Source organism: Malikia granosa, from assembly GCF_002980595.1.
In the GTDB taxonomy this organism is placed as follows: Bacteria; Pseudomonadota; Gammaproteobacteria; order Burkholderiales; family Burkholderiaceae_C; genus Malikia; species Malikia granosa.
The window spans coordinates 1-12153 of record NZ_PVLQ01000015.1; the positions used below are offsets into that span (position 1 = coordinate 1).

The following is a 12153-nucleotide window of genomic DNA, read 5'->3' on the forward strand; positions in this document are numbered from 1 at the left end:
ATTGTGTTAACAGGCCCTAGAACTCGAGGTTGTCGATCAGGCGGGTGCTGCCCAGCCGTGCCGCGCCCAGCGCGACCAGCTCGCCGGGCTGGAACTCGTGGCCCTGCGGGACCTGCAGGTCGACGCGGCGGCGCACCGTCAGGTAGTCGGGCTGCCAGCCGCGCGCGGCCAGCGCCTGCATCGCCTGCTGCTCGAGCGGGGCCAGGTTGTGCTCGCCGCCGAGCACGGCCGCGATCAGGGATTTCAGCGCGAGCGAGAGCTGGGTTGCCTCGCTGCGCTCGGCCTCGGACAGGTAGCCGTTGCGCGAGCTCAGGGCCAGGCCGCTGGCGGCGCGCTCGGTGTCGACGCCATGCACCGTCACCGGCAGCGCGAACTGCTGCACCAGCTGGCGGATCACCATCAGCTGCTGGTAGTCCTTCTTGCCGAACACCGCGTGGCGCTGGCCCTTGGCCTCGCTGAACACGCACTGGAACAGCTTCATGACCACGGTGCTGACGCCGGTGAAGAAGCCCGGGCGGAAATGGCCTTCGAGGATGTCGCCTAGCGCTGCCGGCGCGTGGACCTTGAAGGTCTGCGGCTGCGGGTAGAGCTCCTTTTCCGACGGCGCGAACACGATGTCGCAGCCTGCTGCTTCGAGCTTGGCGCAGTCGGCTTCCAGCGTGCGCGGGTAGCTGTCGAAGTCCTCGTGCGGCAGGAACTGGAGCCGGTTGACGAAGATGCTGGCGACGGTCACGTCGCCCAGCTGGCGGGCATGGCGGACCAGCGCCAGGTGGCCGTCGTGCAGGTTGCCCATGGTCGGCACGAAGGCGGGCGAATCGAAGCGGGCCAGCTGCTGGCGCAGCTCGGCGAGGGTATGGATGACTTGCATGGAGTCTGTGAGCGGAGTCGGTCTGGAGGCGACGGAATGAGGGGTGGCCGGGTTTACCAGGCGTGCAGCCGGTTGTCGGGGAAGCTGCCGTCCTTGACGGCGGCGACATAGGCGGCCATCGCGTCGCGCACGCTGTCGTTGCCGGCCATGAAGTTGCGCACGAACTTGGGCGTCTTGCCCAGGCCCATGCCGAGCATGTCGTGCATCACGAGCACCTGGCCGGCCGTGCCATTGCCCGAACCGATGCCGATGGTGTGGCAGCGCGACAGCTCGGGCGTCAGTTCGGCCGCGAGCAGCGCCGGCACCATCTCGAGTACCAGCATGTCGGCGCCGGCATCCTGCAGTGCCAGCGCATCGCGGCGCAGCCGCTGGGCGTCGCTGTCGCTGCGGCCCTGGACGCGGTAGCCGCCCAGTGCATGCACTGTCTGCGGCGTCAGTCCGAGGTGGCCGCAGACCGGGATGCCGCGCTCGACCAGGAAGGCCACGGTCTCGGTGGTCCAGCCGCCGCCCTCGAGCTTGATCATGTGCGCGCCCGCATGCATCAGCGCCGAGGCGCTGCGGATGGCCTGTTCCTTCGATTCCTGGTAGCTGCCGAAGGGCAGGTCGGCAACGATCCAGGCCGTGCCCTGGACCCGGCGCAGGCCGCGCGCGACGCTCTCGGTGTGATAGCACATGGTCTCGAGCGTGACCCCGACGGTGCTGGAGAGGCCCTGGCAGACCATGCCGAGCGAGTCGCCGATCAGCAGGGTCTCGACCCCGGCGCTGTCGGCCGCGGCGGCGAAGGTGGCGTCGTAGGCGGTCAGCATGGTGATTTTCTCGCCACGCTCGCGCATCTCGTGCAGGCGCGGCAGGCTGACCGGCTTGCGCTGCGGCAGCGAAGCAGCCGTGGGCAGGGTGCCGTAGGGGGTGCTGGCTAGCGTCTCGCTCATGTGTGAATTTCTTCCGATTGTGTCCCGTGAGGCCCAAAGTCTAGTCTATCCGTGGGCGCTTCTGCCGCAGCAGCTTCTTGTCCGCTGCGCCACGCGGGCGCCGCCGATGCGGGACAATAGCGGTCCAGAGCGGTCGTCGATTCCGGAGGGCGTACCGCATGCATGGCCGGCTCCCGCTGCCGGCAGCCAAAGCCCAACAGAGAGCATAGAGAGATGGACAAGGTCATCGAGGTCGATTACGAGCAGCCGGCTTGCACCACGCGCCATGCCTGGGCGCGCGTGCCCGAAGAGCCGAGCCAGCAGGAGCGCGCCGCGCTCAAGGACAAGATCCGCCGCCTGCTGAAGGAAAAGAACGCGGTCCTGGTGTCGCACTACTATGTGCACCCGGACCTGCAGGACCTGGCCGAGGAGACCGGCGGCATCGTCAGCGACAGCCTGGAGATGGCGCGCTTCGGCCGCGACCACGCGGCGCAGACCCTGGTGGTGTCGGGCGTGCGCTTCATGGGCGAGACGGCCAAGATCCTCTCGCCCGAGAAGACCATCCTGATGCCCGACCTCGACGCCAACTGCTCGCTCGACCTGGGCTGCCCGGTCGATGACTTCGCGGCCTTCTGCGACCAGCACCCGGACCGCACGGTGGTGGTCTATGCCAACACCAGCGCGGCGGTCAAGGCCAGGTCCGACTGGCTGGTGACCTCGAGCTGCGCGCTCGAGATCGTCAGCGCCTTGAAGGACAAGGGTCACAAGATCCTGTGGGCACCCGACAAGCACCTGGGCGGCTACATCCAGCGCGAGACCGGCGCCGACATGCTGATGTGGCAGGGCTCGTGCATCGTGCATGACGAGTTCAAGGCCTTCGAGCTCGAGGCGCTGATCCAGCAGCATCCGGGCGCCAAGGTACTGGTGCACCCCGAGAGCCCGGCCGAGGTGGTCGCGCTGGCCGATGCGGTCGGCTCGACCTCGGCGATCCTGAACGCCGCCAGGACCATGGACGCCAAGGAGTTCATCGTCGCGACCGACAACGGCATGATGCACAAGCTGCGCCAGCTCAACCCGGGCAAGACCTTCATCGAGGCGCCGACCGCCGGCAACAGCGCGACCTGCAAGAGCTGCGCGCACTGCCCCTGGATGGCGATGAACAGCCTGGCCGGCGTCGCGCGCGTGCTCGAGACCGGCCTCAACGAGATCCACGTCGACCCCGAGCTGATCCCGCGCGCGCGCCAGCCGATCGACCGCATGCTGGCCTTCACCGCCGCGCACAAGGCTGGCCAGGACGCCGGCGCGCTGGTGCCCAACATCGGCGCGGCATGACGGCGGTTGCCGTCACGGCGCTGATCGACTTCGCCCAGCCGCAGGGCGCAGCGGGCGAGCGCCTGCGCTACGCCTTCGGCGCGCCGCTGCGCCTGCTGCAGGCCGACACGCTGGCCGAGGTCAAGCCGCTGCTGGAACAGGTGCAGGCCGAGGCGCTGGCCGGGCGCTGGTGCCTGGGCCATGTCGCCTACGAGGCCGCGCCGGCCTTCGACGCGGCGCTGCGCGTCCATCCGGCCACGGGGCCGCTGGCCTGGTTCGCGGTCTTCGATGCCGCGCTGCCCTGGCCGGAGGATGAACTGCTGCCGTCCGGCGCCGCTGCAGCCGTCCAGCAGCCGGTCAAGATCCGCTGGGACAGCGGCCCCGAGCGCGCGGCCTTCACGCGCGACATCGAGGCGATCCAGGCCGCGATCGCCGCCGGCGACTGCTACCAGATCAACCACACGGCCCAGCTCGAGGGCCAGCTGCTGCAGGGCAGCCCGCTCGCGCTGTACGCGGCCTTGCGCCGGGCCCAGCCGGGCGGCTATTCGGCCTTCCTCGATACGGGGACGCGCCAGCTGCTGTCGGTCTCGCCCGAGCTGTTCTTCGACTGGGACGGCTCGAAGTTGCTGGTGCGCCCGATGAAGGGCACGGCCGTGCGCGGCGCCACGCCCGAGCAGGACCAGGCCCATGCCGACGCCTTGCTCAGCTCCGCCAAGGAGCGGGCCGAGAACGTCATGATCGTCGACCTGATCCGCAACGACCTGTCGCGCATCGCGTTGCCGCATTCGGTCAAGGTGCCGCGCCTGTTCCACCGCGAGGCGTTGCCGACCATCTGGCAGATGACCTCGGACGTGACGGCCGACAGCCGGCCCGGCACCACCCTGGCCGATGTCTTCGGCGCGCTGTTTCCCTGCGGCTCGATCACGGGCGCGCCCAAGGTGCAGGCCATGCGGCTGATCCATGAGCTCGAGCCGGTGCCGCGCGGCGCCTATTGCGGCGCCATCGGCGTGCTGCGACCGGGTGGCCACGCGACCTTCAACGTCGCGATCCGCACCGTGACGGCGCAGGGCCAGCGCTTAAGCTGCGGCATCGGCAGCGGCATCACCTCGGGTGCCACCGCCGAGGGCGAATGGCAGGAATGGCGCCACAAGCTCGCCTTCCTCGATCGGGCCAGCGAGCCGTTCGAGCTGCTCGAGACGCTGGCGCTGGCCGACGGCCAGCTGCGCCATCGGTCCGAGCACCTGGCGCGGCTGCAGCGCGCCGCCGACCATTTCGGCTATCCGCTCGACCAGGCGGCCTTGCTGGCCCAGCTGCAAGCGCTGGTGGCGGCCCATCCGCAAGGGCTGTGGCGGGTGCGCCTGCTGCTCGACGCGCAGGGCAGGGCCCAGGTCCAGGCCTTCGCGATGGAGGCCAGCCCGGCCCAGGTCACGCTGGCGCTGGCGCCGCAGCCCTTCGAGGCCGCACAGGGCGAGTTCGTGCGCTACAAGACCACGCGCCGCGCGCACTACGACGCGGCTGCGCCGACGCAGCCGGGGGTGTTCGATGCCATCCTGTGGAACTCGCGCGGCGAGCTGACCGAGTGCACGCGCGGCAATCTCGCGCTGCAGATCGACGGCCAATGGCTGACGCCAGCGCTGTCCTGTGGCCTGCTCGACGGCGTCGGGCGCGAGACCGCGCTGCGCGAGGGCCGGCTGCAGGAGGCCGTGCTGCGGGTCGAGGACCTGCAGCGCGCGACCGGCCTGGCCTTCCTCAACAGCCTGCGCGGCTGGATTCCGGCCCGGCTGGCCTGATCACATCTGCTGCACCGCGACCTTGTCGCGCAGCTCGACCTGCTGGTTCTGGTCGTTGACGAACACCAGCTTGGGCTTGTGGCTGGCGATCTGGTCCTCGTGCACCTGGGCGAAGGCCGCGATGATCAGCAGGTCGCCGACGGCGGCGCGGCGCGCCGCCGAGCCGTTGACCGAGATCATGCCGGTGCCGCGCTGGCCCTTGATCGCATAGGTCACGAAACGCTCGCCGTTGTCGACGTTCCAGATATGGATCTGCTCGTTCTCGACAATGCCGGAAGCATCGAGCAGGTCCTCGTCGATCGCGCAGGAGCCTTCGTAGTGCAGTTCGGCATGCGTGGTCTTGACGCGGTGGATCTTGGATTTGAGCAGGGTACGGAACATGGTGGTCTCTGGCAAATGGAGCGCTATTTTGACAGAAGCGCAGAAACGGACCGCCTTGACGGTCCGTTTCCTTGCAAAAGCCTGACGCGGATCAGACCTGGCGGTAGACCTCGGCGCCCATCTTGACGAACTCGATCGCCTTGACTTCCATGCCCTTCTCGATCGCCTGCGACTCGGCCAGACCCTGCTTGGCCGCGAAGTCGCGCACATCCTGCGTGATCTTCATCGAGCAGAAATGCGGGCCGCACATCGAGCAGAAATGCGCCACCTTGGCCGACTCCTTGGGCAGGGTCTCGTCGTGGAACTCGCGCGCCTTGTCGGGATCGAGGCCGAGGTTGAACTGGTCGTCCCAGCGGAACTCGAAGCGCGCCTTCGAGAGCGCGTTGTCGCGGATCTGCGCGCCCGGGTGGCCCTTGGCCAGGTCGGCGGCATGGGCGGCGAGCTTGTAGGTGATGATGCCGGTCTTGACGTCGTCCTTGTCGGGCAGGCCCAGGTGCTCCTTGGGCGTCACGTAGCACAGCATGGCGCAGCCGTACCAGCCGATGGTCGCGGCGCCGATGCCGCTGGTGATGTGGTCGTAGCCCGGCGCGATGTCGGTGGTCAGCGGGCCCAGGGTGTAGAAGGGCGCTTCACTGCACTGCTCGAGCTGCAGGTCCATGTTCTCCTTGATCAGGTGCAGTGGCACATGGCCTGGGCCCTCGATCATCACCTGCACATCGTGCTTCCAGGCGATCTGGGTCAGCTCGCCCAGGGTCTTGAGTTCGCCCAGTTGCGCCTCGTCGTTGGCGTCGTAGATCGAGCCCGGACGCAGGCCGTCGCCCAGGGAGAAGGCCACGTCATAGGCCTTCATGATCTCGCAGATCTCCTCGAAATGGGTGTAGAGGAAGTTCTCCTGGTGATGCGCCAGGCACCACTTGGCCATGATGGAGCCGCCGCGGCTGACGATGCCGGTCATGCGGTCGGCGGTCAGCGGCACGTAGCGCAGCAGCACGCCGGCGTGGATGGTGAAGTAGTCCACGCCTTGCTCGGCCTGCTCGATCAGCGTGTCCTTGAAGATTTCCCAGGTCAGGTCCTCGGCCTTGCCATTGACCTTTTCGAGTGCCTGGTAGATCGGCACGGTACCGATCGGCACCGGAGAGTTGCGGACGATCCACTCGCGCGTCTCGTGGATGTTCTTGCCGGTCGAGAGGTCCATCACCGTGTCGCCGCCCCAGCGGATGGCCCAGGTCATCTTGTCGACTTCCTCGTTGATCGAGCTGCCGAGCGCCGAGTTGCCGATGTTGGCGTTGATCTTGACCAGGAAGTTGCGGCCGATGATCATCGGCTCGGATTCGGGGTGGTTGATGTTGTTCGGGATGATGGCGCGGCCGCGCGCGATCTCGCTGCGCACGAACTCGGGCGTGATCTCGGCCGGGATGCTGGCGCCAAAGGATTGGCCCGGGTGCTGGCGGGTCAGCAGGCGCGCCATCTTCTCGCCCGTCGGGCCGCTGCGTTTCAGCGACTCGACATATTCCTGGCGCTTGAGATTCTCGCGGATGGCGACGAACTCCATCTCGGGCGTGATGATGCCGCGACGCGCATAGTGCATCTGCGTCACGTTGGCGCCGGCCTTGGCGCGGCGCGGCTGGCGCTGCAGGCCGGGGAAGCGCAGCTCGTCGAGCCTGGGGTCGGCGGCGCGCGCGCGGCCGAACTCGCTGCTCAGGTCGGCCAGCAGCTCGGTGTCGCCGCGCTCTGCTATCCAGTTGGCGCGCAATGCGGCCAGGCCGGAGCGGATGTCGATCTGTGCGTCGGGGTCGGTGTAGGGACCCGAGCAGTCGTAGACGGTGACCGGCGGGTTCTTCTCGCCGCCGAAGCCGGTCGGCGTGTCGGACTGCACGATCTCGCGCATCGGTACCCGGAGGTCGGGGCGCGAACCCTGGACGTAGATCTTGCGCGAGTTTGGCAGCGGCGCGATGGCGGCCGAATCCACCTGGGCCGAGGCGGCGAGGAATTTGTCAGCGGGGGCGTTCATGGGGCGGGTCTCCTTCGGTGTGACGGGTTTGCTCCGAAGGTCGCCCCGCTGGCTGGATGGGTTGCCGGCGCAAGCCAGGCCTGGTCATCCGAGACCAAGGGGTAAGACAGCTCTTCTTCCGCCGGTATGAACCGGATCAAGTTCGCGGGTTTGGCGCTGGCCATCTCAGCCCGCAATATGCGGACACCCCGGAGCAGTTGCCATTGTAAGCATTTGCCCACCACTGCGGGGGACGGCTGCCTGGCTGCTGCTCTGGAAGATGGGGGATTCGCTGCCAGCGGTCCAGAATCTCCCAACGGCCCCGACAATCGCGAGTCAACATTGCAACAGGAGTATCCCGCGATGAAATGGTCCTACCTCTGCCTGCTGGTCGCGGGCCTGCTGCCGGTGGTCTGCGCTGGCATCGCCAAGGCCGGCCTCAAGGGCTACGACAACCACAACCCGCGTGCCTGGCTGGCCCAGGTCACGGGATTCCGGGCGCGCGCCAATGCCGCCCAGGCCAACAGTTTCGAGGCCTTCCCGTTCTTTGCCTCGGGCGTGCTGCTGGCGCTGCATGCCGGCGTCGACCCAGTGCGGGTGGACGCGCTGGCGATTGCCTTCGTGCTGGCCCGCCTGGGCTATATCGCCTGCTATCTGGCCGACAAGGCCACGCTGCGTTCGCTGGTCTGGACGGTGGGCATGGGCTGCGTGGTGGCGCTGCATGTGGGCGCGTTGCTGGTGGGGTGAGGGGGCGGACCCCTGGCCCTACACCAGCCCCCGGTTCTAGCGTGCCGGGACCAGCATGATTTTGCAGACCGTCACGGCGGTCGCGATTTCCTTGCCGTCCTGCAGCAGCGTGCCCATGACATGGCAGACCTCGCGCCCGCGCCGCAGCAGGCGGGCTTCCCCCGTCAGCTGGCCGGCCATGGCCGGGCGCAGGAAGGACACGTTCAGGTTCAGCGTGGCCACGCCCTGTCCGGCGCCCAGGGTGGCGTCGACCAGGCTGGCCGTCAGGTCGTCCAGCATCGCGCTGAGCATGCCGCCCTGGACCTGGCCCGCCGGATTCAGGAAGTCGGCCCCGGCCTGATAGGTCGAGGTCAGCGTGCCGGCTGCCGCATCCACGCCCTGCAGGCGGCTGTCCAGCAGATCCAGCACCGGCGCCCTGGCCGCTTCGCCGCGCAACATGCGGCTCAGATAGCCGCTGGCGTCAGCGGTGGCGAAAGGTCCCGTGCTCATGCGTCGTCGCGGATGCCGTTGCGCAGCGTGCCGATGGCATCGACCACGATCTCGCAGATGTCGCCGGGCTTCATGAAGATCTGCGGGCTGCGCTTGTTGCCCACGCCGCCCGGGGTGCCGGTGACGATCACGTCGCCGGGCGATAGCGGGGTGAAGCTGGAGATGTAGGCGATCTGGCGCGGGATGCTGTGGATCATCTTGTCGGTGGTGGTGTCCTGCAGCACCTGGCCGTTCAGGATGGTCTGCATGTGCATGACCTGGCCGGGGGCGATCTCGTCGCTGCTGACCAGCCAGGGGCCGAAGCCGCCGGTCCTGTAGAAGTTCTTGCCTGGCGTCCACTGCGAGGTGGCAACCTGCCAGTCGCGCACCGAGCCGTCGTTGTAGCAGCTGTAGCCGGCAATGTGGTCCCAGGCGTCCTCTTCCTGGATGCGGCGGCCGCCCTTGCCGATCACGATCGCGATCTCGGCCTCGTAGTCGAGGCGGTGCGATTCGGCCGGGCGCAGGATGTCCTGGCCATGCGCCACCTGCGACTCGGGCAGGCGCAGGAAGATCGCGGGCGCCTCGGTCACCTTGTGGCCGGTCTCCTGCACATGCTCGCCGTAGTTCAGGCCGATGCAGAAGATCTGGCCCGGGTTCGGGATCACGGGCAGCAGCTCGAGCTGCGAGAACTTGAGCGTGGGCTGGTGGGTCTTAGCCGCTTCGGCCGCAGCGCCCAGCAGGTCCTTGGCGATCAGGGTCTTGAGGTCAGGCGCCTGGGTGCCGAGGATGGGAGTCAGGTCGAGCACCTCGTCGCCGTCGACGATGCCGTAGGAGGGGACGCCCTGGTTCAGGAAGCTGATGAGTTTCATGGTCTGGTTTTCAAGTGGAGAAGGAAAGGGTCAGCGCAGCCGGGCGGCGATTTCCTGCGCGGCGCGCTGGATCAGCGGGGTGAGCTTGTCGAGGTCGATCACCGCCATGCGCTGCACCGTGGTCACGAGCGAGAGGGCGCCGATCACGCTGCCGTCGGCGTCGTGCAGCGGCACCGCCAGGGCGGCGAGCTGGGGCTCGAGTTCACCGTTCGAGAAGTAGCGGCCGTCCTTGCGGATCTGGCTGTAGTAGCGCCGAAACGTGGGCCAGTCGGTCGGCAGTCCCGCGGCGGCCACTTCGTCCCGATGGCTGTCGAGCAGCCGGTGCAGCTGGGGCGTGGGCAGGCCGGCCAGGATCACCTTGGCGGCCCCGCCCAGGAACAGCGGCCGTGGCCGGCCCCGGCCGTAGCTCAGGTCCGCCGGCATGCTGCCGTACTCGCGGTGGGTGTCGAGCAGCTGGTCGCCGTACAGGCTGGAGACCACGCAATCGAAGCCGGTCTGCTTCACCAGCTCGCGCATGAAGGGAATGCCGCGCTGCAGCACCGGATCGGCCTGGCGGATGTAGTGGTCCAGCACGACGATGCGCGGCCCCAGCGTGAACTGCGCGTCCGGCCCGCGCCGCAGCAGGCCCGCGTCGCCGAGCGTCTTCACGTAGCGGTAGCTGGTCGGCAGGGACACGCCCAGCGCCTCGCTGATGTCCTCGGCGCTCCAGTGCAGGCGCTGGTCGGAGAACAGGTCGAGCACGCTGAGCATGCGCGCGAGGCTGGAGTCGGCTTTGTCGGTCATGGGTGGTCAGGAAAACATCAGTGGACGAGAGCTGCCGCAGCGGGCAGACAGGCACTGATGCTATCGAGCTCGCTGCTCGAGCGGGCCACCCCCATCAGGTAGCGGTCCGGGCGCAGCATCACGGCGCGCACGCCATGCTGCTCGAGCCAGGCCTGCAGTTCCGGGTCTCTGGCCGGCAGCCGGACCAGGCCCTGGGCCTGCCAGCGCGCCTCGGTGTCCTCGCTCACACCCGACAGCACCGACTCGTCGCCGATGACCGCGAAGTTCAGTCCCAGCGCGGCATCGAGCCGGCGGCCATCGGCCAGCAAGGGCTGCGGGAACACCTGCGCCACCGGTGCCTGCTCGCCCTGCCAGATGCCGGGGCCCAGGCGCGGGGCCGGGAACTGAAAGATCTCGGGCTGGCCGGCCTTGAAGCGGGCATCGCGCTCGCGCGCGGCCTGCGGGTCGGTGGTCTGGATGATGTCGCCGAGCTTGACCGCCAGCTCGATGAAGGCGTGCACATGCGGCGAGCGTTCGCTCTCGTAGCTGTCGAGCAGTGCCGGGTCGGCGCGGCCGCGCAGCACGGCATCGAGCTTCCAGGCCAGGTTCGAGGCATCCCGGATGGCCGCGCACATGCCCTGACCCAGGAAGGGCGGGGTCTGGTGCGCGGCATCGCCGGCCAGCAGCAGGCGACCCTGGCGCCAGTCCTCGGCGATGAGCGAGCGGAAGGTGTAGATCACGGCGCGCTCGATGTCGGCCTGCTCGGGCGTGACCCACTTGGCCACCAGCCGCCACAGCGTGTCGGGCTGGACCAACTGCTCGGGGTCGTCGCCCGGCATCAGCATGATTTCCCAGCGGCGACGCTTGCCCGTGACGTTGCAGTAGGTCATGGGGCGGGCCGGGTCGCAGTGCTGCACCGTGTGGTCGGGCAGGCTGGGCACCTCGGTCTTGAGCTGGACGTCGAACACCAGCCAGGACTGTTGCAGTCCCAGGTCCTTCATGGTCGAACCCATCACCTTGCGCACCATCGAGCGGGCGCCGTCGCAGCCGACGACATAGCGCGCCCGCACCGCCTGGGACTGCCCGGCTTGCAGGTCGGTCACCTGCAGGGTGGCGACGTCGGCACCGTCCTCGATCGCCGTGACCTCGTGGCGGGTGCGCACCTGTACCCGGGGGTAGCGGCGCAGGCCGTCGCGCAGCACGGCTTCGAGTTCGGGCTGGTGGAAATAGTGGTTGTTGGCGCAGCCGTGCGGGCCGCGCGCGCTGGTGCCGGCGCGGATCAGCAGGGTTTCGCCGGCGGCATTGTTGAAATGCATGCCCTTGAGCCCCGGGCGCGAGATGGCCTCGACCTCGGAGCGCAGGCCGGCGGTCTCGAACACGCGCATGACTTCGCCGTCGAAGTGGATGGCGCGCGGTAGCGGATAGATGCCGGCCTCGCGCTCGAGCACCAGTACCGACAGACCGTACTGGCCCAGCAGGTTGGCCAGCGTCGCACCCGCCGGGCCATAGCCGATGATGGCCACGTCGTAAACCGTGTTGTTCATGCCTGGTATCCCATGAGTTGCTCCATCTCGGCCTGCCACTGGGCGCGGCTGCGGAACTTGGGCCGGCTGCGTGCCAGCGCTTCGGCGGCGGCCAGCACGGCTTCGTCGCTCTGGGACAGGTCGATCGGCTCGCGCAGCGGCTGCTCACAGTACCAGGGCATGTCCAGGAACACCTCCAGCCGATTGCCTTCCGGATCGCGGAAGTAGATCGACACCGCGTTGCCATGGGTGGCGCTGACGAGTTCGCTCACGTCCGGCTCGGCTGACACGCGGCGCTGCACTTCGCGCAGCGTGGCCAGGTCAGGCACGCGCAGCGAGATCTGGTTGATCACGCTGAATGACAGGTCAGCCGGGCGGCCGCTGGCCAGCACGATCTGGTGGTGCTCGGACGGGTCGCGGCTCAGGAACACCAGCTGCACCGGACCCAGGTCGCCGCGATCGGTCTCGAAGAAGCACAGCACTTCCTTGTAGAAGCGCGCCATGCGTTCCAGATCCTGCACATAGAAGCCCATGTG

The 12153-nt window shown here is 68.3% G+C and carries 12 protein-coding genes and 1 riboswitch; of the genes, 3 read left to right on the forward strand and 9 right to left on the reverse strand.

Annotation, left to right across the window (positions count from 1 at the left end; all coding sequences use genetic code 11):
- Positions 1 to 16: 16 nt before the first annotated feature.
- Together panC and panB are read right to left on the reverse strand one after the other, a co-directional pair.
- The gene (gene panC, locus C6P64_RS05035; RefSeq protein ID WP_105747503.1) at positions 17 to 868 is read right to left on the reverse strand and encodes a pantoate--beta-alanine ligase; all 852 of its coding nucleotides are present in this window, start codon (positions 866 to 868) and stop codon (positions 17 to 19) included.
- Between the two features lie 53 nt (positions 869 to 921).
- Positions 922 to 1797: a 3-methyl-2-oxobutanoate hydroxymethyltransferase gene (gene panB / locus C6P64_RS05040; RefSeq protein WP_105747504.1), complete on the reverse strand. Its 876-nt coding sequence runs from the start codon at positions 1795 to 1797 to the stop codon at positions 922 to 924.
- A 213-nt stretch (positions 1798 to 2010) separates the two neighbouring features.
- Between panB and nadA the strand changes: the two genes are divergently transcribed.
- Positions 2011 to 3108, forward strand: a complete 1098-nt coding sequence (nadA, locus tag C6P64_RS05045) for a quinolinate synthase NadA (RefSeq protein WP_105747505.1) — start codon at positions 2011 to 2013, stop codon at positions 3106 to 3108.
- Positions 3105 to 4877, forward strand: a complete 1773-nt coding sequence (gene pabB, locus C6P64_RS05050) for an aminodeoxychorismate synthase component I (RefSeq protein ID WP_105747506.1) — start codon at positions 3105 to 3107, stop codon at positions 4875 to 4877. The genes nadA and pabB overlap by 4 nt, the downstream gene beginning before the upstream one ends.
- Here pabB and panD read toward each other — a convergent pair whose 3' ends face one another.
- Positions 4878 to 5258: an aspartate 1-decarboxylase gene (gene panD / locus C6P64_RS05055; RefSeq protein WP_105747507.1), complete on the reverse strand. Its 381-nt coding sequence runs from the start codon at positions 5256 to 5258 to the stop codon at positions 4878 to 4880.
- Between the two features lie 91 nt (positions 5259 to 5349).
- The gene (gene thiC / locus C6P64_RS05060; RefSeq protein ID WP_105747508.1) at positions 5350 to 7269 is read right to left on the reverse strand and encodes a phosphomethylpyrimidine synthase ThiC; all 1920 of its coding nucleotides are present in this window, start codon (positions 7267 to 7269) and stop codon (positions 5350 to 5352) included.
- A gap of 96 nt (positions 7270 to 7365) precedes the next feature.
- Positions 7366 to 7470, reverse strand: a riboswitch (TPP riboswitch).
- Between the two features lie 141 nt (positions 7471 to 7611).
- Between thiC and C6P64_RS05065 the strand changes: the two genes are divergently transcribed.
- Positions 7612 to 7995, forward strand: coding sequence for an MAPEG family protein (locus C6P64_RS05065; protein ID WP_105747509.1), 384 nt, complete (start codon positions 7612 to 7614; stop codon positions 7993 to 7995).
- Between the two features lie 36 nt (positions 7996 to 8031).
- Here the strand turns inward: C6P64_RS05065 and C6P64_RS05070 are convergent, their stop codons facing one another.
- Genes C6P64_RS05070 through C6P64_RS05090 form a run of 5 tightly spaced genes read right to left on the reverse strand, consistent with a single transcriptional unit; the run spans position 8032 to position 12150 of the window.
- Positions 8032 to 8484, reverse strand: a complete 453-nt coding sequence (locus tag C6P64_RS05070) for a PaaI family thioesterase (RefSeq protein WP_105747510.1) — start codon at positions 8482 to 8484, stop codon at positions 8032 to 8034.
- Positions 8481 to 9332: a fumarylacetoacetate hydrolase family protein gene (locus C6P64_RS05075; protein ID WP_105747511.1), complete on the reverse strand. Its 852-nt coding sequence runs from the start codon at positions 9330 to 9332 to the stop codon at positions 8481 to 8483. Before C6P64_RS05075 ends, C6P64_RS05070 begins: the two co-directional genes overlap by 4 nt.
- A gap of 30 nt (positions 9333 to 9362) precedes the next feature.
- Positions 9363 to 10115, reverse strand: coding sequence for an IclR family transcriptional regulator (locus C6P64_RS05080; RefSeq protein WP_105747512.1), 753 nt, complete (start codon positions 10113 to 10115; stop codon positions 9363 to 9365).
- 17 nt (positions 10116 to 10132) lie between these two features.
- The gene (gene mhpA / locus C6P64_RS05085; protein WP_105747513.1) at positions 10133 to 11638 is read right to left on the reverse strand and encodes a bifunctional 3-(3-hydroxy-phenyl)propionate/3-hydroxycinnamic acid hydroxylase MhpA; all 1506 of its coding nucleotides are present in this window, start codon (positions 11636 to 11638) and stop codon (positions 10133 to 10135) included.
- Complete coding sequence (locus C6P64_RS05090; RefSeq protein ID WP_105747564.1) at positions 11635 to 12150, reverse strand: VOC family protein; 516 nt, start codon at positions 12148 to 12150, stop codon at positions 11635 to 11637. The genes mhpA and C6P64_RS05090 overlap by 4 nt, the downstream gene beginning before the upstream one ends.
- Positions 12151 to 12153: the final 3 nt, after the last annotated feature.

Coding starts and splice junctions, on each gene's coding strand:
- panC (WP_105747503.1), bottom strand. CDS start 868: ATGCAAGTCATCCATACCCTCGCCGAGCTGCGCCAGCAGCTGGCCCGC.
- panB (WP_105747504.1), bottom strand. CDS start 1,797: ATGAGCGAGACGCTAGCCAGCACCCCCTACGGCACCCTGCCCACGGCT.
- nadA (WP_105747505.1), top strand. CDS start 2,011: ATGGACAAGGTCATCGAGGTCGATTACGAGCAGCCGGCTTGCACCACG.
- pabB (WP_105747506.1), top strand. CDS start 3,105: ATGACGGCGGTTGCCGTCACGGCGCTGATCGACTTCGCCCAGCCGCAG.
- panD (WP_105747507.1), bottom strand. CDS start 5,258: ATGTTCCGTACCCTGCTCAAATCCAAGATCCACCGCGTCAAGACCACG.
- thiC (WP_105747508.1), bottom strand. CDS start 7,269: ATGAACGCCCCCGCTGACAAATTCCTCGCCGCCTCGGCCCAGGTGGAT.
- C6P64_RS05065 (WP_105747509.1), top strand. CDS start 7,612: ATGAAATGGTCCTACCTCTGCCTGCTGGTCGCGGGCCTGCTGCCGGTG.
- C6P64_RS05070 (WP_105747510.1), bottom strand. CDS start 8,484: ATGAGCACGGGACCTTTCGCCACCGCTGACGCCAGCGGCTATCTGAGC.
- C6P64_RS05075 (WP_105747511.1), bottom strand. CDS start 9,332: ATGAAACTCATCAGCTTCCTGAACCAGGGCGTCCCCTCCTACGGCATC.
- C6P64_RS05080 (WP_105747512.1), bottom strand. CDS start 10,115: ATGACCGACAAAGCCGACTCCAGCCTCGCGCGCATGCTCAGCGTGCTC.
- mhpA (WP_105747513.1), bottom strand. CDS start 11,638: ATGAACAACACGGTTTACGACGTGGCCATCATCGGCTATGGCCCGGCG.
- C6P64_RS05090 (WP_105747564.1), bottom strand. CDS start 12,150: ATGGGCTTCTATGTGCAGGATCTGGAACGCATGGCGCGCTTCTACAAG.